This is a genomic window from Lentibacillus cibarius (assembly GCF_005887555.1).
In the GTDB taxonomy this organism is placed as follows: domain Bacteria; phylum Bacillota; class Bacilli; order Bacillales; family Amphibacillaceae; genus Lentibacillus; species Lentibacillus cibarius.
In genome coordinates, this window is record NZ_VCIA01000001.1 from 3,113,945 (window position 1) to 3,132,402 (window position 18,458).

Here is an 18,458-nt window from a genome sequence, read left to right on the forward strand (position 1 = left end):
AGGGGAACAAGCGGGTTGGTTGACACTTTTGTACAAGGGTAATCATACAACAACCGCCCTGTTTGCTTGTTCTTCGTAGTCCTATGTCTAAATATACACCATCTGCAGCTAGTCGGCTGATTGTCTGAAGCGTTGTTGCGGTAAAATAGTTCGCACGATGACAGGCACGTTTTTGACGTACGAATCCTTTTTGTAGTATGCACCCAGATTTCCTATTGCACGCCCAACTAGCAGCCAATGCCAAAGGATGGAGGTGCTGTTAGGGATAACTGGTTCGTTGTTTTTTCATACAGCACAATCCAAACATTCACTGCCCTACACAAGCACCTTGCTGTTGGTATGCTTTTTTGAATATTTGACTAATAAACGCTCGCACTCCTCCCATTCTGGGGAACCGACCGCATGCGACGTTGCTGTCTGCTGCTGTTTTTGTTGTCTGTTACGTTCCTGCTTTTGTTTTCGTTTCTGAAACCAGCCGGGTATAACTTCACTGCCGGCAGTCGAGGGACGTTGATGCTGTTGCTGCAGTTGGCGGTTACGGAAGGCAGCTTCATTCGCAGCTACCTGTTCAACGGTCGTAATACCTTTTTTGGACCAGGCTTTTAGAATGCCTTTTACATATTGCCATCTGGGCTTTTGTTGGTCCAAGGCACGTTGCATGGCCTCAAGTACAAGCGGTTCACCGATGTCGTTGATCCAATGGCAGATATCATCGGCAGTGTAAGAACTAGCCATGCCAAAATAATCCTGGTAAAACCGGATGGCATCAGTTGTCGTTGTTGTTTGTTTTGTTTTATGTTTTATTTTATTTTTGTTTATGTATTGTTTAACTAATGGGTCCGCATTGTGGTCCGTGTTGTGGTCCACGTTGTCCTCCGCATAGTGGACCATGTTGTCTGCCGTATAGTGGTTCTTGTTGTGGTGCGCACTGACTTTTGTACTGTTAGTGGTACTGTGGTCCGTGTTGTGGTCCATATTGTCCTTCACATTGTGGACCAGGCTATCTTTGGTCGTGTGGGCTGCACGTTGGTTCGTATTGTGGTTCATATTATCTTCGTTCATTTGGTGTGCTGCTTGGTTCTCGATAGGTTCGTTGACGGGCTGTTCCAATGAGTCATGAGTAAAATGTGCTGATTGCTCTGCTTGGGACGGCTGCGTCTGCCATTGGGTTTCAGAAGCAGGGATTGTGTCTTGTTTCGCATCCGTTTCTACGTCCATGAAACTATTAACTTGGCACATTGGTTTAATTTGTGAAATCATTTGATAGACAGCGGCCTGCCTTCCGCTCCGTGATGTTACGCGGATGTAGCCTTTTTCTTGCAGCTCATCGCGTGCGCGTTTAAACGACGAGCCTTTGATACCGGATTTTAACTCAATAATGGAAACAGGAACGGAGAACGTTTTTTGCCATCCGGATAGATTATTGAAATGCATTAATGTGTTCCAAAGTGCGACAGCCGATCCGGACAGTGGATTGAAAATTATTTGCTGGTAAAAAGCGTTTAATTCTTTTAAGTAGTTCATATGAATGCTCCTTTATATTTTTACGTATGTGTTAAATGTCCTTATCATCCAGCGACAACATGTGACGAAAATGCGGGTCCTTTAATTTCTTCTTCACTTGCCGCCCCCAATTTTTCACCGCGTCAACAGTTGTGTTTTCCTGTTCGGCGATTGTTTTATAGGACATTTCTTGGATAATAGCGTAATAGACCCATTTCCATTGCTTGTCCGTCAGTTGGGACTGAAGATTTTTCCAAAGATTGGAATCAGCCAGCTGGAGTTGGTGATTGGCCGCTATGGGACGGGCGCCCTCCGTGCCTCGGTGGTAATTGCCGTCAGTGTATTGTGTGTGTTGCTCGTGAACGGTTTGCTGAAGAATCTCATGTTGTCTGGTATCATGCCGCATACGATCAATCAGACGGTTTCGGATGATATAGTTGAAGTACGTTGCCATGGGCCCCTTGTCCGGTTGATACGTTTCAAACGCATTCCAAAGTGCGACTAACCCCTCCTGAAAAAAGTCATGATGCGGGTCACGGATGTTCATTTTGTGAATCTGATAATGAATTCGCCGCTCGTTTTGCTGAAAAATCTCCTCAAATGTCAGTTTTTTGTCCATGTGATTACTCCTTTATGATTTTGGATAGAACGCTTCTACTCCTATAATCGAAAAAAGAAGTCAAAAAGTGTCATGGTAATGAAAAAAGTTTTGTCTTTTTTGTGACATTTTGTGTTGAGATGGGTCTGAAAAGGAGAGAGGGGACCATTACTTAGTCGTTCAGTTTTGGGAGTACAATTTTATTATAAAGTCGTATAAATAACCGTAAAAAAAATCGTAAAGTATTTGTAGGTGCTTTCACATGGCACAAATGTAGCGATCATATAAAATAGTTTCAATAGACGTCGCATTCATTTATAATAAAAGGCACCTTGAACCATTGTTTCTTAGACAGTCACTTTAAAAAGGAGAGATACACATGAGCAACAAAATTAAATTGGGAGTCGTCGGTTATGGTAATCTGGGAAAAGGCGCAGTAAAAGCCATTAAAGCAACTGAAGACCTGGAATTAGTTGCCGTTTTCACCAGAAGGGATCCGGAAGCATTGAAACTTGATGATCCTGATGCTAAAGCTGTACATATTGATAACGCAGGCAATTACCAAAATGACATTGATGTAATGCTGCTTTGTGGTGGATCGGCAACAGATTTACCCGAACAAACCCCATACTTTGCAAGCATGTTTAACACAGTGGACAGTTATGATACGCATGCAAAAATTCCCGAGTTTTATCAAATGGTCAATGAAGTTGCAACAAAACATCATACAACTGCTATTATCTCAACAGGCTGGGATCCGGGCTTGTTCTCTCTAAACCGCGTAATGGCTGATGCGATTTTACCTAACGGAGAAAACTATTCATTTTGGGGAAAAGGACTCAGCCAGGGACACTCTGATGCGGTAAGAAGAGTTAACGGTGTGAAAAATGGTGTCCAATATACCATTCCATCCGAGGAAGCAATTGAACAAGTACGCAGCGGTGCCAACCCGGAATTAACCAAATCGGGGAAACATCGCCGTGTTTGCTATGTTGTCGCTGAAAAGGATGCGGACAAAGCAGCAATCGAAAATGAAATCAAAACCATGCCGAACTATTTCGCCGATTATGACACAGAAGTGAATTTTATTTCCGAGGAAGAATTGGAACGTGACCATTCTAAGGCACCACACGGTGGCTTTGTGATTCGAAGTGGCAATACAGGAGAAGCTAACAAACAAATTTACGAGTTCTCGCTCACATTAGACAGCAACCCTGAATTTACGTCCAGTGTGTTAGTCGCATATGCAAGAGCTGCCCATCGAATGAGCCAGGAAAATCAATTTGGTGCCAAAACAGTTTATGATGTCGCACCAGCTTATATTTCACCACGATCAGCAGAGGCGTTAAGAAGGGATTATTTATAAGGAGTAATTGCAGCTGCACAGGGCTGACTCAAACAGCCATTCAGTTTTAGCAAAGAGAATATAAAATAACAAATTTATTGCGATGCAAATCACAAGTGGTTTAGCATCCTTTTTTTATTGTTATGACAATCTTAAGTTTCATTTGCATAATGAAATAACATACCAACTGCCATACTTATCTGCTAAATCCTTGTTATTTTCAATGTTATTTAATGCGAAAATTATAGTATTCTAGGTGAAAAGAGATGATTAATGTGACTGCATTGTTGAACGCATGGGACTGTAAAACGTACAAAAGTTTCCAGGGGAACAGAAGAAGTAAGAGGTAATCTGTGACAGGAACTCTAAAAAAGCAATCACAAGTGAAGTTCGACAGTAAAAAATTGATTAGAAGTTTTTTTAAAATAGATACCGAAGAAAATATTAAGATGATTTCTATAACAAGTATTTTAAATTACTTTTTTGTACTCTTAAATTGAACCACGGAGAGCGTAAAATAGTTTGTGTAAATGAATATACCTAAACGATGGTCATAGAAAAAGGAAGACCTTTTCCTGTAGAATAGAGTTAGCACACAAAACCCACAGGAGGTCTTCCCTATGAGTCATCTTACTACAGATTTGCTAGAAGGACTAGCCCAAAAGCAGGATATTGAAGAAATTTTTCGCCATCACTTGGAAACAGCCATCAATCAGCTTTTAAAACACGAATTAACGGCTTTCCTGGACTATGAGCCTTATGAGCAGGCCGGCGTTAACTCCGGTAATTCCCGTAACGGGTTCTATGACCGAACGTTCAAAACGGAATACGGCAGCCTTGAGCTGCATATTCCCAGAGACCGCAACGGTTCCTTTCAGCAACAAACGCTGGCGCCTTATAAACGTTCTAACGACACGCTGGAACAATTTGTAATCCATTTGTACGAAAAGGGCATAACGACGGATGAAATTGCTGATTTGATCGAAAAAATGTATGGTCAACATTATTCCAAACAGACCGTTTCAAATCTGACACAGCTTGTGTCAGAAGATGTTCAGGCATTCCATGAGCGAACCCTGGAGCGACGTTATGTGTGCATTTATCTGGATGCCACCCAGATCCCGATTCGTCGTCAAAGCGTTGAAAAAGAATCGGTCTATATTGCCATTGGCATTGCAGAAGATGGCGGCAAAGAAGTACTGGACTTTACCATTGCCCCAACGGAATCCGCCAATGTGTGGGAGGAGTTGGTACAGCACTTATCTGAACGCGGTGTTGAACATGTCCTTCTCTTTATTTCGGACGGCTTGAACGGCATGACAGATGCCTTGCATCGTGTCTACCCAAAAGCCAAACATCAGGTGTGCTGTGTCCATGTTTCCCGCAATATCGCTAACAAAGTTCGTGTGAAAGATCGTGCGGCTATTCTGGATGATTTCAAGGCTATTTACGAAGCTGAGGACCGCCAGCAAGCTCTTAGTGCCCTGGACCAATTTCAAAATAAATGGCACAAAACGTATCCTCGCGCTGTCGACGCAGTGATGAGACAGGATCGCTTATTAACGTTCTATGATTTCCCGGTATCCATCCGTTCCAGTATTTATACCACAAATCTCATCGAAGGATTTAACAAGGAAATCAAACGCTACGTCAAACGCAAAGAACAATTTCCCAACGAGGATGCCCTGGAACGTTTTCTGGTAACCCAATTTTTGGATTACAACCATAAATTCGGTATGCGGTGCCACAAAGGATTTGGAAAGGCGAAGCCCGAACTACTGCAGATGTTTGAAGCGCTGGAAAATCAGGCTTAACACCGCCATCCTTGACCCTGCTTGCGGTCGTGGTGGTGTGTACATGGCGGCTGGGCAAAATAAAGCCCTCAAGGGGCTCCATCCGCACACCGAGCGTACCACGACCGATCTCTTCTACGTTCTCGCTGGCCGGGTCCCTGAACCCAACACAGCGAATCACGAAGAAGAGGCGCAGGGTCAAGGACAAGCAGCTGCCGCTGTGGCTTAGAGCAGCCACCTAATCTTGAAACTTTGAAAAACAATGGCTAACCTTCTACAGGAATAGGGTCATTTACACAAAATTATTGACGCCCCCGAACCACGTAGACCATTACTTAGTTGACTTTCTCACTTAAGATTGGTAAGATGATTTTGAAAATAATAAATGTTTCCGCTAGGGGTGCCCTTTTAGAAGGGCTGAGATTAAAGTGATACTTTAGAACCCTTACAACCTGATCTGGTTCATACCAGCGGAGGGAAGTGGTATCGTCGCTTGTCTATGTTTATGAAAAATGGTTTCTTTCCATAAATGGACGTAAGCAGCGAACCTTCCCCTCCTCAATCTGTCGGAAACAGTAAAAGAGGAGGATTTTTTAATGAAATTTTCAGAAACACTGCGAGAGGCAACGAAACAAAGCTGGGAGATGAGTCTGCATCATCCGTTTGTTACGGGAATTGCAAATGGTGATTTGCCACTGGAGACGTTTAAGTATTATATTCTCCAGGACATTTACTATTTGAAGCATTACGGGAAAGTGCATGCGATGGCAGCCGCGCAGGCAAGGGATTTCGAGACGACGGCGTTACTTGCGGATAAAGCGAAGATGACGGCACAGGCTGAATTGACGGTTCATGAGGAACATGCACGCGTTCTGAACATTACGAAGGAGGATATGGCGCAGTTTAAACCAGCCCCGACGGCATACGGGTATACATCTCACTTGTACCGGGCTGCTCTCTCAGGCAGCCTCGGGCAGACGATTGCTGCGGTACTTCCTTGTTATTGGCTGTATGCGGACATTGGCCAGGTTTATCAGAACGCGGTACCGCAGGAAGAAATCTATCAAAATTGGATTCAAATGTATGCAAGCGAATGGTTTCAAACTTCGACCCAGGAAATGATTGATCTGCTGGATGCACTGGCGGAAGAGGCCAGTGAACAGGAAAGAGAAGCCATGAAAGAACAATTTGTTATTGCCAAAGAATACGAGCTTGCATTCTGGGAAATGTCCTATACGAAAGAAACGTGGCTTTCCAGCAGAATGGCCGTGCGACAATAAGTATACGTGGCATAGCGATGTGCCGCTATACCAACGTGAAACAATCCCCATCTGTACAGGTGGGGATTTGTTATGGTTAAAGTATATAATGTTTTGTCCTGGAAATGATGAGAATGATCGGGAGAAGGAGGATATACCATGTGCCACTTACCGGAGCCATTACACTTATCATTTTATCACCAGCCGACCCTCCAACTGGCGCAGTCACTGCTAGGAAAATTGCTGCTGAAGGAAACAAAGGAGGGGGTTGCCGGCGGTTTGATTGTGGAAACGGAAGGCTACATTGGGCCTGGTGATCGTGCAGCCCATAGTTTTAATCACCGTCGCACGAAACGAACGGAAATCATGTTCGGTGAGGCTGGTTATACATATACGTATTCGATGCATACGCACTGTCTCTTTAATGTTGTGAGCGGCCAGATTGACGCGCCGGAAGCTGTATTGATTCGCGGTGTGGAGCCGTATATTGGCCAGGAATTAATGGAACCACGGCGGCCCAAAGCGAAAAAGAAAAAAGAATGGACGAATGGCCCCGGCAAATTAACGAAAGCGCTCGGCATCACGATGGATGATTATGGACATGCACTTAATCAGCGTCCGCTGTGGATTGCTCCGGGGAGAAGTGTGGATGTTTCAGAAATTGCTGCTGGTCCACGGATCGGGATTGGAAACGCCGGGGAGGCAAAAGACTATCCATGGCGCTTTTGGATCCGCGACAATGCGTTTGTTTCCAGATGAAGAAACGCAAGCGTCCTCGAAGGCTAAAAACGTCACGTCCTTGAAAAAGAAAACCACTTTTGAATGGGAAGATGTGTCGATGATTCCCCGTAAAGCGTTGATAATTGCAGCTAAAGCGTTGATGTTGCGCCGTGAAGCGTTGATAATTGCAGCTAAAGCGTCGATGTTGCGCCGTGAACCGTTGATATCCGTTGCTAAAGCGTTGATGTTTGCCGCACACCGGTTGATATCTGCTTTTGAAATTGCGATACGCCTTCAGTACCGGCAGGCTAAAACCGCGACATCCTGTGCGGGCGCCTGCACTAGCGCGTCGAAGCTGGACATGGCTGATTTGGAACCTCAGCTGTCCACAGCAACCAAATCTACCATTATCTAGATAGTAAAAAAGCGAACAGTGTGGGTGCTGTTCGCTTCGTGTGGCTGCCTCCCTGGGACTAGAAGATCGTCTCCGAGGTCCTATTCAGCGGTGATAAATGCATCTTCAACGCCTGCTTTTTTGACTTCCTCTAGTCGTGCTTTGGCGTTATCTCGTACGAAGAAGGCACCGGCCTGTATGCGGTACCAACGCTTGCCGGAAATGGTAACTGCCGCGACAAATGACTCGATTCCTTTTGACCGAAGATGGGCTGTCCGATTTTCTGCATTTTCTTTTGATTGAAAGGAACCGGCAATTACTTTATAAAGTGTTCCAGCGCTTGCTTTACGCTCGAGGTTGAATGCTTTTGCTAATCCATTCACGTGTCCCTGTGCAACGGTTTGCCGCCAGGAAGCATCCTTCATCAGGTCAGCATCATGATCATTGTCGATAAACCCATTTTCCGTTAAAAGCGCTGGCATCATCGTTTCTCGCAGTACATGAAAGTTTGCCTTTTTCTGCCCACGGTTGCTAAGCTGATTCACCTTTGTTATTTCGTTGTGCATGATACCCTGATAATGTGCTGTTGTCGAGGAATCAGACAAGCTCGAGTGAATATAGTCCTCATATCCTTGCGCGGCCCCATTATAGGAATTGCAGTGAATGGACAAATAATAGTCCGCACCCCAAGCATTGGCTTCGTTTGTTCGCTCACTTAAGCTTTTGCTGCTGTCATCAGTCCGGCTCATGCGGACATAGACGTCATTGTAATCATTGGTTAAAAGATGACGGATGCGTTGCGCTATATCCAGCGTCATATCTTTTTCTTGCATGCCGTTTCCTTGTGCTCCCGGATCGGCACCACCATGCCCCGGATCTACATAAAATTTCACTACGAAAACCCTCCTCTCTGTTTACAGACCTGTTCAATCATATTGTATTAAAAGGAAGCGACGAACAATTGGACAAATGATTGGATTTGGCTAAATTAAGTCAAACGATGAGAATGACGACAGCATGCCTTAGGTTGAGGAAACTCTATTGCGAGATCGCGCTTCCTATAACTATAATCGGATGTCGGTGAGAAAAGGTGTGATGCGGATTTAACAATACCTGCCAACGTTTATTTAACCTGTCGAATTGTAGACTATTTTGGCAGGAGAGGTTATAATGATTTAAGTAGAACAACTTGTGCGATGGCAACGAATAAAGCAAAAAGGGAGGGGGAGTTAGCGTTGACAAATGAACAAAATCTGCAAATCATGCAGGCCATCAAAGAGCTGCAGGAGCAAATGAATGCAGGATTTGCAAAAGTGGATCAGCGGTTCGAAGCGGTTGATCAAAGGTTTGAGGCGGTTGATCAGAGATTTGAGGCAATCGATCAGAGATTTGAGGCGATCGATCAAAGATTTGACAAAATGCAAGAAGAGATGGACACCAGGTTTAAAGAAGTGGATGCAAGGTTTGAAGCAATGGACACTAGGTTTAAAGAAATGGACGAAAAAATGGATTCCGGGTTTAATCAGATGAATAAAAAGATGGACGACCTGCAGGGCAGTGTTGAATTGCTTGCCAAGAAAACATGGCATAATGAGGATGATATATATAAGGTGAAAAGAACGATGGGGATGGTATAAGAATCAGCTTTTCGCAGCCGAAACGAGGCTGTTTTTTTTGTCTGAATTAATTGTTGGTGCCAGGCACTTATATAATTCTGAATAGTTATAGTGCCTGGCACGTTTGTGTAACTTTATGTATAATTAGAACTAGCGAATAACTTAATCGTTTAGGGTACGGGTGATTTCAACTTATGAAATCTTAAAAGGGAAGCTGGTTAAAGTCCAGCGCGGTCCCGCCACTGTATTTGCGAGCTAGCTGCTATGACCACTGTACATGTGTATGTATGGGAAGGTGCAGCAAGTGATGACCATGAGCCAGGAGACCTGCCTGTTACCTTCATGCACCAATGCCTACGAGGAATAGGAGGGTGTAAAGGGGCAGGCTAATGATGACTGTTCTTTTACATAACCATCTTCATTTCTCGTGAAGATGGTTTTTTATTTGCGTACACTAGGAGGTATTGAAATGAAAAAGGTTTTATCATTTTTTCTATTGGTCATGTTTACAATCGGTCTTTTAACCGGATGCGGTTCTGAAAGTCCCGACTCCGAAAAAGAGCCAGAGAACAAAGATGGAAAAACGGAAGAAACAGAAACGGGGCAATCTGCTTTTCCACTAACGGTAACAGATGCACTCAATCAAGAAATGACTATTGCCGATAAGCCGGAGCGGATTGTTTCCTTAATTCCAAGTAATACCGAAATTGCCTTTGCGCTTGGGTTAGGGGATAAAATTGTCGGTGTCTCTGATCATGACAATTATCCGGAAGCGGTCAAGGAAAAAGAAAAAGTAGGCGGTATGGAATTGAACGTGGAAGTGATTCTAAGCCTTGAGCCTGATCTTGTGCTCGCACATGCTTCCAGCGCACATAATTCTAAAGAAGCGTTACAGCAGCTTCGGGATGCTGGCATTCATGTGTTTGTGGTACACGATGCACAGCAAATTGAAGAGACGTATGAAGCGGTTGAACAAATTGGACAGGTTACTGGCACGCAAGAAAAGGCAGAAGCTATTATTAGCAATATGAAAGAAGAATTTGCCGCACTGCGTGAAAAAACAGATGAAATAAGCGATGAGGAACGAAAGTCTGTCTTCTTTGAGGTTGCACCAGCACCAGACATTTTCACTGCAGGTCAACACACCTTTTTTAATGACCTCCTGCAGCTTGTCAATGCGGATAATGCGGCGAAAGAACAAGATGGCTGGGTCCGGATTGATCCTGAGTCCATTGTGGAACTTAATCCGGACGTCATTATAACAACGTACGGGCATTATGAGAATGATCCAGTGGAACAAATCATGAATCGTGATGGCTGGGGGGACATGACCGCGGTAGAAAAAGAGCAGGTTTATGATGTCCAATCCGATCTTGTCAGTCGTCCCGGACCCCGCTTAGTGGAAGGTGCAAAGGAGATTGCCGAGGTTGTTTATCCGGAACTTTTTGAAGAATAACAATGTACTTGCTTATGTGCTGGCGCTAGCGTTCTTACTTATTTCGATGTTGACGGCTATATCCGTCGGCAGTGTTTCTGTTCCTGTATTAGATATCGTAAAGATCATTGGTGCAGACGTTTTTCGCTTACCGATAGCTGAACAGGTCGATCCGGTATATAAGAATATTGTTTCGCAAATTCGCTTGCCCAGAGTGCTTCTTGCTGGTTTAGTGGGGGCCTCTCTTGCCATTGCAGGAGCGGCTTTCCAGGGCCTGCTGCGAAATCCATTGGCAGATCCGTATATTTTAGGTGTCTCTTCCGGCGCTTCCGTGGGGGCAGTAGCAACATTGTTTTTTAATATATCGATTCCTTTGCTTGGGCTTTTTACGCTGCCGGTTGTAAGTATCATAACTGCTCTATTAACTATTTTACTTGTGTTGTTTTTTGCCAAAAGTGTTGATCGGACGATGCGGGTGGAGACGATTATCTTAACAGGTATTATTTTCAGTTCATTTTTGGGTGCTTTTATATCCTTGATTATTGCATTGACAGGTGATGAATTACGGCAAATTATGGGCTGGTTGCTTGGCAGTGTATCGATGCGGGGGTGGAGTTATATTGGCATTATTATCCCGTTTTTCATCCTGGGATCTTTGTTACTTTTATTGAATTGCCGGGAGCTCAATGCGATGTCATTCGGGGAAGAACGGGCGCAGCATCTCGGAGTCGACGTCGAAAAGCGGAAACTCGTGATTCTTGCTGCCGGCTCGATACTCACCGGTGCGGCAGTAGCTGTTTCCGGAGCCATCGGTTTTGTCGGATTGGTGATTCCTCACTTGACAAGGCGGTTATGGGGGCCGGATCATGTTCATCTTCTGCCTTTATCCATTTTAACCGGGGCCGGCTTTTTAATGCTGACAGATCTTATATCACGAACCATTATATCACCAACCATTCTGCCGATTGGCGTGATTACTGCATTAATTGGTGCACCGGTGTTCGGACTTATCCTAATAAAACAACGAAAGGCATAAAGAACGGACGGCTTTTGCATCGAGTATTACGAAAACCGAAAAAGTCGCGCGGCCCGGCCCGAAAGTCGCGCGGCCCCAAGGAGAGGAGGTGTGCTGTTATGTTGAACTTGGAGCATGTTTCTGGCGGCTATGATGGGCAGACAGTTATTAAAGATATCAGTTTTTCTGTTTCGCCGGGAGAGTTTTTTGGAATATTGGGCCCCAATGGGAGTGGCAAAACGACGCTTTTGAAAATGGTGAGTGGTTTAATCCCTTGCATGTCCGGTTCTGTTCAGATTAATAACAAAAATATACGCCATTTTTCGCGAAAAGCTTTGGCTAAGCAAATGGCAGTTCTCCCTCAGCTTACGGCACATGCGTTTTCCTATACGGTCAGGGACACAGTTGCGCTAGGGAGGTATGCCCATCATCAAGGTTTTTTTCAGACGTGGACCGCTGAGGATGAACATGTGCTTCAGACTGTCATGGAGCAAACGAATATTACGAACTTTCAGGATGAGGCGGTGCAGGAATTATCAGGTGGGGAACAGCAACGGGTATTTTTAGCACAGGCATTAGCCCAGCAGCCGAATTTATTATTACTTGATGAACCGACCAACCATCTGGATTTAGCCTATCAAAAGGATTTGCTGGATCTATTGAAAAAAGGGGCGAGACAAGAGGGATTAACTGTTGTTTCTATTTTTCATGATTTGAATCTGGCTAGCTTGTACTGTGACCGGCTGTTGTTGTTGCATGACGGTCAAAAGCGGGCTTTGCATACACCTGATGGCGTGTTGACAGAGGGCCTGATTAAAGAAGTATACCAAACGGATGTGACCAAACATCCACATCCGGCTGTCGCTAAACCACAAATGCATTTGCTTCCTGATGAGGATGATATTTCAGCTGAAGAAGTAAGCATTGGCCCTTCCATGTTACATGTTAAGCAGGAGTATATTAGCTTGGCCGCACCAACTTCACTACGAACATTATCTTCGGGTGTATGTGGAGCTGGCTTTGGCTGGAACAGTGCTTTTGTTAATCGTCATGTAGCAAACAACTATGATTGTTCGGATCCTGAGGGCGAGATGCGGTGTTATCTTGAAAAAAACGGCTTCGACACATCCTGTACAGTCGGCATGATGACAGCGGTTCAGCTAGCAGATGTTGCTTATGGCTTTTGGGAAAACGATCACGTCTCTCTTTTTACCGTCGTAACAGCTGGTGTCGGGAATGCAACTGACGGTACACGTTCTGCCGGGGGACGTCACCCGATGACGCAAGGTACGATTAATACATGGTTGTTTATCAACGGACACGTAACGGAAGAAGCGTTCATCCAGGCTATCATAACCGCAACAGAGGCAAAAGCCCAGGTGTTACGTGAATTGGCTATTACAGATGAAAATACGGGCACCATCGCAACGGGGACTTCAACAGATAGTGTTCTGGTTGCTGCTACTCAACAAGGACAAACACTGTCCTATGCAGGAACCGCTACAGCACTTGGTCAATTAATCGGAAAAAGTGTTTATACAGAAACAAAAAAAGCAATTCAGCGTTACCAGGCGAGGTAAGACATGGTCATTTATCATTTAATCAGTCTGACCCTAGCCGTGATGATAGATCGGATGATTGGCGATCCACCTTCTTGGCCACACCCCGTACGCTGGATCGGCTGGCTTATTTCATGGCTGGATCGTCGTTTGAATAAAGGATTCTTTAAAAAGGCTAAAGGGGCTTTGCTGTTAGTTGTTATTGTGGTAACTGTATTTTCTATGACATGCTTGGTTGTGTGGGGAGCTTATCAATTTCATGCCATAGCTGGAATTGCCGTCGAATCGGTAATGATGGCAACAACCATTGCACAAAATGATTTGAAAAAAGCTGCGATGAATGTTTATCAGCCATTAAAGCAAGGAGATATCGTAACAGCCAGACAGCGGGTGTCCATGATTGTCGGCAGGGACACCGAATCAATGAATGAAAGCGGGATTACGCGGGCAACTGTTGAGACCATTGCAGAAAATATTAGCGATGGGATTACGGCTCCATTATTTTGGGCACTTATAGGCGGTGCGCCATTGGCAATGGTTTATCGCGCTGTTAATACGTGTGACTCGATGGTAGGATACGAAAATGTACAATACAGTGCATTCGGCTGGGCGTCTGCCCGGTTGGATGATGTACTTAATTGGCTCCCAAGCCGCATTACCGGTTTTTGTATGCTTGCCACCACCTCCTCTCCGCACATGACGAAGCAGCAGGTGTTTCATGATTTGAAAATAGAGGCAAAAAAGCATCCAAGTCCGAATAGCGGATGGGGGGAGGCTGCGGTTGCTCTTCTTTTGGGTGTGCAACTGGGCGGAACTAACTATTATCAGGGCGTGAAATCGGAGCGTGCGGTTATGGGGCGACCGTGGGAAAACTTGCAAAAAGATCATATAAAAGCTGCCCTCACCGTCATGGCACGTTCAGTAAGATTATTTTTAATACTTTTATGGATAGGGGGAGGATGTTATGCAATTACCGGCACATGGCTCTAATCCGGATCATCTGTTTAAAGCTTTGGATATGGAACCGCCCGCGGAAATGGTGGATTTCAGTGTCAATATTAATCCTTTAGGTGCACCTAGAGAAATCAAACACCACTGGCAAAACTGGCTGGGAGATATTGCTGATTACCCAGACCCATCAGCCGCACAACTGAAACAGGCTATTGCTGCCAATGAAGGTGTAAGAGAGGCGTGTCTGCTGATCGGAAATGGCGCATCCGAACTCATTACGTTAATTGCCCGTTATCTTTACGGAAAAAAGGTGCTAATCATCCACCCGGCTTTTTCCGAATATGCGTCTGCTTGCAAGAACGAACATTGCACCATTTTTTACCATATCGTTCATCCACCGAATTGGCAGTTGAAGAAAGCTTCATTGGAACAGGAGATAAAGGCTGTTGATGCCGTGTTCTTTTGCCATCCTAATAATCCGACTGGTGTGCAATATGATAGTTCAACTATTGATTGGCTTATTGATACATGCCACCAGGCCAAAACCTTGTTAATCATCGATGAGGCATTTTATGATTTTTCATCCAATCCCATTTCGTCCATGAAGCAGGCTAGTCAATCACCATACTTATTGGTATTGCGTTCATTGACAAAAATGTATAGTATTGCCGGATTGCGCCTGGGTTTTCTGGCGGGACATCCGGAACTGCTTGCACGAATCGGAACAAGCCAGCCGCATTGGAGCGTCAATGCCATCGCTTTAAAAGCTGGGGCCGTGTGCCTGAATAATCATCAGCATAGTAAACAAACCCGCGCGTATATATCAGCTGAGAGAGAACGATTGTTTTCTTACTTCAAGGAAAATAATTTTCAGCACAGTCCAGGGTCGGTCAATTTTTACCTTATCCGAGATCCTTCATTGGGCGATCAGCAGGAATTGTTCTTGTTTTTATTGCGAAGCGGGATTGTTCTCCGGCACACGTATAATTTTCCCGGGCTTGAAGGAAAGTGGTTGCGTGCGGCAATTAAAAAAGAAGCGGAAAACAATTGGTTGATGGAGGCACTATCCGAATGGAAAAAGGGAAATTGATTTTTGTCACAGGCGGGGTCCGGAGCGGAAAAAGCTCCTTTGCAGAAAACATGGCTATAAACTTAAGCCGGCAGTTGGAAGCAAACTTGCACTATATTGCGTGTGGTGTTCCTTCTGATGAGGAGATGATTGAACGGATTGCCCGTCACCGGGAAAACCGCACAAATGCATCCACACCCTGGAAAACATGGGAATGCCCGTATCATTTGCAGCGCATTTCCAACTATTTTTCGAAACAGGATATACTCGTACTGGATTGTGTTACCACCCTATTAAACAATTATTTATTCGAGTGCAACATAGATGAGCCTGATCAGGTGATAGATTGTATTTCCATAGATATAGCCAGTCTCAAGCGCGCTTCTGCCGGGTTGATTGTTGTTTCTAATGAAGTTGCCCAAGGGATTCCTAATCAGGAGCCATTTATAAGGAACTATCAATCCATACTCGGTAATGTTCATCAAAACATCGTCAATCGGGCGGATGCTGCTTATCTAGTTGAAAACGGCATACCGATTTGTAAGAAAGGGGCCATGGCATGAAAGGGATGATGATTCAAGGAACAGCTTCCAATGTAGGGAAAAGTCTATTCACAACAGCATTGTGCCGGCTATTTGCTAATAAGGGATATACGGTAGCGCCGTTTAAAGCACAGAATATGTCCAATCGCACGATACAAACAGAAGACGGAAAGGAAATGAGTGTTGCGCAAGCGCAGCAAGCGAAAGCAGCGAATTACACGCCTTCTGTCCTCATGAATCCGATTATATTGAAGCCTGGTGAAAATCATCAGACCAAGGTGGTTTTTATGGGTGAGACAATGCGTACGATGGATGGCCGAGATTATCAACAAACGTATTACCATGACGCCAGACAAACCATACAAGCGGCATTATCCCAGTTGGATCAAGCGGTTGATTTTACTTTCCTCGAAGGAGCGGGCAGTCCTGTGGAAATGAACCTGAAAGACTATGATCTTGCCAATATGGCGGTTGCCGAAATGGCTGATGTCTCTGTTATTCTTGTTGCTGACATTGACAAGGGTGGCGCGTTTGCGAGTATAGTTGGAACGCTGGCACTATTTACGCAGAAAGAAAGAAATCGGGTCAAGGGATTGGTTATAAATAAGTTTCATGGCGATGTTTCCTCGTTTGCTTCGGGGCGTCAGTGGCTGGAGGATTATACCGGTATCCCCGTTTTGGGTGTTATTCCTTACATCGATCACGACCTTGTTGAAGAGGATGGTATGATAGATGTAAGTACACTGGAAGCGCATACGTCCGATCTAACCGACAAAGATGCTACATATGAAAAGCTGGCGGGGCATTTGGAAGCACATATCGACGTGGAAAAGCTATTATCGATCATGCTGGGTGAAGTACATGTTAACTAGTTTACGAGGTATGTTTATAGGGATGGGCATCAATCTGCAGTTTTTTACAAGCATTCCCTTAAAAAAACAGCTCCCAATGAACCGTTTCTATTTGTCATATGCGTTACGGACTTTCCCGCTGCTTGGATTACTGCAGGGGGCGGTCTATACAATCGTTCTGTTTCTACTTCTGTATCATACATCTTTTTCTGATGTCATGATTACACTTTGTCTATGGCTTGTATTCATCCTTCTGTCGGGTGGCATTCACCTGGATGGCTTGATTGACGCAAGTGATGCCTATTTTTCATACCAGGATGTTAACAAGCGGCTGGACATTATGCAAGATCCTCGTGTCGGTGCGTTTGGCGTGTTGTCCGTTATTGTATTTCTCAGCGTGCGGTTCGTCATCTTATATGAGTTGACGACATTGGCAACTGCCTGGACGTTTCCGATGATCCTATTGGTTCCGTTTCTTGGAAAAATGCTGTTGGGAATCTATTTGCAACTGCTGCCGGCAGCTAGAAATCATGGGATGGCCCATTTTTTTAAACAAGGCTCCAGCCGGTTGAACTTGCCGATTTATGGGTTTTATGTAGTCATGACGGGAATAGTGATCGCGCTTTTAAACGTTGAATTACTGCTATGCTATTTGATTCTTATAAGCAGCATGGTTGTTTTCGGATATATCAACAGCGGGAAAATAAAGAAACATTTCGGTGGTATATCAGGTGATACATTAGGGGCGAGTTCTGAAGGGATGGAGTTAGTGTTATGGATAGTCATGTGGCTGTTACACTCTTTCGCCATGGTGTGACGACAGGAAATCTGGAAAAGAGATATATGGGCTGGAGTGATGCGCCGTTAACGCATGAAGCCGAATATGCATTGGAAGCGCTAAAAAGTAATCTGCCAAGCTACGACTTATGTGTAACAAGCGATTTATCCCGGTGCAGTCAAACGGCCGCTATCCTGTGTCCCGATTTACAGCACGTGGAAAGTCGAGCGTTTCGCGAAATGAACTTCGGCCAATGGGAACAGAAAACGTATGAGGAGCTTTGTCATGATGCAGTATATCAGAACTGGCTGAGTGATCCTTTTTCGATAAGGCCGCCTCGTGGTGAAAGCTTTGCCGAAATGGAAAGAAGAGTAATGGAAGGCTGGCAGTCGCTAAAGCAAGCCATCGATGAACGAGGGCATCGGGAAATCTTACTTGTCATACATGGCGGGGTGATCCGTTTGTTGTTAACGAAGCTGGCTAAGGAGGTGAAGCGTTTTTGGCAATGGAAAATCCCTCATAGCAGCGGAATCAGGCTTTGTTGGAACGGTTGTGGTTGGAAGGAGGATGCTCGATGCACTTCATTACAGGTGGTGCCTTCAACGGGAAACGAAAATGGGTGAAAAGAAATTATGCTATGGACCAATGCGTATGGTTGACTGCCTATGAAGCGGATTCCCTAACAATGCCGCCGAACGCTGACATCCCATCTGTTGTCGTATTGGAGGGCCTTGAAGAAGAGATACATACACGAATAAATCCAGTGCTATCACCTGATACAATACGTCAAGATGTCATGAATCAAATCGATCCCTGGTTGGCGTGGGAAGCGGCGGATAGCCACCGACGGCTTGTGATCATAGGAACGGATATTTCCAAGGGGATTGTCCCAATGGAAAAACGGGACCGGTTATGGCGGGACGTGACTGGATGGGTCTATCAGGATTTAGTAGAACGGGCGGAGCGGGCTGATGTGATCTGGTATGGCATGGAACAAACGATAAAACGAAATGATAGAAAGGGGAAATAA

The 18,458-nt window shown here is 44.8% G+C and carries 19 protein-coding genes and 2 riboswitches; of the genes, 16 read left to right on the plus strand and 3 right to left on the minus strand.

Annotation, left to right across the window (positions count from 1 at the left end; all coding sequences use genetic code 11):
* Positions 1–315: 315 nt before the first annotated feature.
* Both FFL34_RS15240 and FFL34_RS15245 read right to left on the minus strand, forming a co-directional pair.
* Complete coding sequence (locus FFL34_RS15240) at positions 316–1,524, minus strand: DnaD domain-containing protein (RefSeq protein ID WP_138604181.1); 1,209 nt, start codon at positions 1,522–1,524, stop codon at positions 316–318.
* A 31-nt stretch (positions 1,525–1,555) separates the two neighbouring features.
* On the minus strand, positions 1,556–2,122 hold the full coding sequence (locus FFL34_RS15245) for a sigma-70 family RNA polymerase sigma factor (protein ID WP_138604182.1): 567 nt from the start codon (positions 2,120–2,122) through the stop codon (positions 1,556–1,558).
* Between the two features lie 358 nt (positions 2,123–2,480).
* Here FFL34_RS15245 and FFL34_RS15250 point away from each other — a divergent pair, with 358 nt between their 5' ends.
* From FFL34_RS15250 to FFL34_RS15270, 5 genes are all read left to right on the plus strand, one after another.
* Positions 2,481–3,467, plus strand: a complete 987-nt coding sequence (locus tag FFL34_RS15250) for a diaminopimelate dehydrogenase (protein ID WP_138604183.1) — start codon at positions 2,481–2,483, stop codon at positions 3,465–3,467.
* 599 nt (positions 3,468–4,066) lie between these two features.
* On the plus strand, positions 4,067–5,260 hold the full coding sequence (locus tag FFL34_RS15255; RefSeq protein ID WP_138602395.1) for an IS256 family transposase: 1,194 nt from the start codon (positions 4,067–4,069) through the stop codon (positions 5,258–5,260).
* Between the two features lie 365 nt (positions 5,261–5,625).
* Positions 5,626–5,735, plus strand: a riboswitch (TPP riboswitch).
* A gap of 100 nt (positions 5,736–5,835) precedes the next feature.
* Entirely contained in the window at positions 5,836–6,519 is a 684-nt protein-coding gene (gene tenA, locus FFL34_RS15260) for a thiaminase II (protein WP_138604184.1), read from the plus strand.
* A gap of 138 nt (positions 6,520–6,657) precedes the next feature.
* Positions 6,658–7,257: a DNA-3-methyladenine glycosylase gene (locus FFL34_RS15265; protein ID WP_138604185.1), complete on the plus strand. Its 600-nt coding sequence runs from the start codon at positions 6,658–6,660 to the stop codon at positions 7,255–7,257.
* Positions 7,238–7,633: a hypothetical protein gene (locus tag FFL34_RS15270; RefSeq protein ID WP_138604186.1), complete on the plus strand. Its 396-nt coding sequence runs from the start codon at positions 7,238–7,240 to the stop codon at positions 7,631–7,633. Before FFL34_RS15265 ends, FFL34_RS15270 begins: the two co-directional genes overlap by 20 nt.
* Before the next feature lie 80 nt (positions 7,634–7,713).
* Here the strand turns inward: FFL34_RS15270 and FFL34_RS15275 are convergent, their stop codons facing one another.
* Entirely contained in the window at positions 7,714–8,505 is a 792-nt protein-coding gene (locus FFL34_RS15275; protein ID WP_138604187.1) for an N-acetylmuramoyl-L-alanine amidase, read from the minus strand.
* 342 nt (positions 8,506–8,847) lie between these two features.
* Between FFL34_RS15275 and FFL34_RS15280 the strand changes: the two genes are divergently transcribed.
* The 11 genes from FFL34_RS15280 to FFL34_RS15330 all read left to right on the plus strand — a co-directional run bounded on the left by FFL34_RS15280 (position 8,848) and on the right by FFL34_RS15330 (position 18,458).
* The gene (locus FFL34_RS15280; protein ID WP_138604188.1) at positions 8,848–9,249 is read left to right on the plus strand and encodes a GPO family capsid scaffolding protein; all 402 of its coding nucleotides are present in this window, start codon (positions 8,848–8,850) and stop codon (positions 9,247–9,249) included.
* Between the two features lie 141 nt (positions 9,250–9,390).
* Positions 9,391–9,577, plus strand: a riboswitch (cobalamin riboswitch).
* A 120-nt stretch (positions 9,578–9,697) separates the two neighbouring features.
* Positions 9,698–10,684 carry an ABC transporter substrate-binding protein gene (locus FFL34_RS15285; protein WP_138604189.1) on the plus strand — a complete coding sequence of 329 codons (987 nt, stop codon included), beginning with the start codon at positions 9,698–9,700 and terminating at the stop codon, positions 10,682–10,684.
* On the plus strand, positions 10,647–11,699 hold the full coding sequence (locus tag FFL34_RS15290) for a FecCD family ABC transporter permease (RefSeq protein ID WP_138604190.1): 1,053 nt from the start codon (positions 10,647–10,649) through the stop codon (positions 11,697–11,699). The genes FFL34_RS15285 and FFL34_RS15290 overlap by 38 nt, the downstream gene beginning before the upstream one ends.
* A gap of 98 nt (positions 11,700–11,797) precedes the next feature.
* On the plus strand, positions 11,798–13,258 hold the full coding sequence (locus tag FFL34_RS15295; RefSeq protein WP_138604191.1) for an adenosylcobinamide amidohydrolase: 1,461 nt from the start codon (positions 11,798–11,800) through the stop codon (positions 13,256–13,258).
* Positions 13,259–13,261: 3 nt separating this feature from the next.
* A complete protein-coding gene (gene cbiB / locus FFL34_RS15300; protein WP_138604192.1) occupies positions 13,262–14,227 on the plus strand; it encodes an adenosylcobinamide-phosphate synthase CbiB in 966 nt (321 codons plus the stop codon).
* Positions 14,202–15,278: a threonine-phosphate decarboxylase CobD gene (gene cobD / locus FFL34_RS15305; protein WP_138604193.1), complete on the plus strand. Its 1,077-nt coding sequence runs from the start codon at positions 14,202–14,204 to the stop codon at positions 15,276–15,278. Before cbiB ends, cobD begins: the two co-directional genes overlap by 26 nt.
* A complete protein-coding gene (locus FFL34_RS15310) occupies positions 15,260–15,820 on the plus strand; it encodes a bifunctional adenosylcobinamide kinase/adenosylcobinamide-phosphate guanylyltransferase (protein ID WP_138604194.1) in 561 nt (186 codons plus the stop codon). Before cobD ends, FFL34_RS15310 begins: the two co-directional genes overlap by 19 nt.
* Positions 15,817–16,671 carry a cobyric acid synthase gene (locus FFL34_RS15315; protein ID WP_138604195.1) on the plus strand — a complete coding sequence of 285 codons (855 nt, stop codon included), beginning with the start codon at positions 15,817–15,819 and terminating at the stop codon, positions 16,669–16,671. Before FFL34_RS15310 ends, FFL34_RS15315 begins: the two co-directional genes overlap by 4 nt.
* The gene (cobS, locus tag FFL34_RS15320) at positions 16,661–17,467 is read left to right on the plus strand and encodes an adenosylcobinamide-GDP ribazoletransferase (RefSeq protein ID WP_138604196.1); all 807 of its coding nucleotides are present in this window, start codon (positions 16,661–16,663) and stop codon (positions 17,465–17,467) included. Before FFL34_RS15315 ends, cobS begins: the two co-directional genes overlap by 11 nt.
* Positions 17,425–18,051: a histidine phosphatase family protein gene (locus FFL34_RS15325; RefSeq protein ID WP_138604197.1), complete on the plus strand. Its 627-nt coding sequence runs from the start codon at positions 17,425–17,427 to the stop codon at positions 18,049–18,051. Before cobS ends, FFL34_RS15325 begins: the two co-directional genes overlap by 43 nt.
* Complete coding sequence (locus tag FFL34_RS15330; RefSeq protein WP_138604198.1) at positions 18,003–18,458, plus strand: bifunctional adenosylcobinamide kinase/adenosylcobinamide-phosphate guanylyltransferase; 456 nt, start codon at positions 18,003–18,005, stop codon at positions 18,456–18,458. The genes FFL34_RS15325 and FFL34_RS15330 overlap by 49 nt, the downstream gene beginning before the upstream one ends.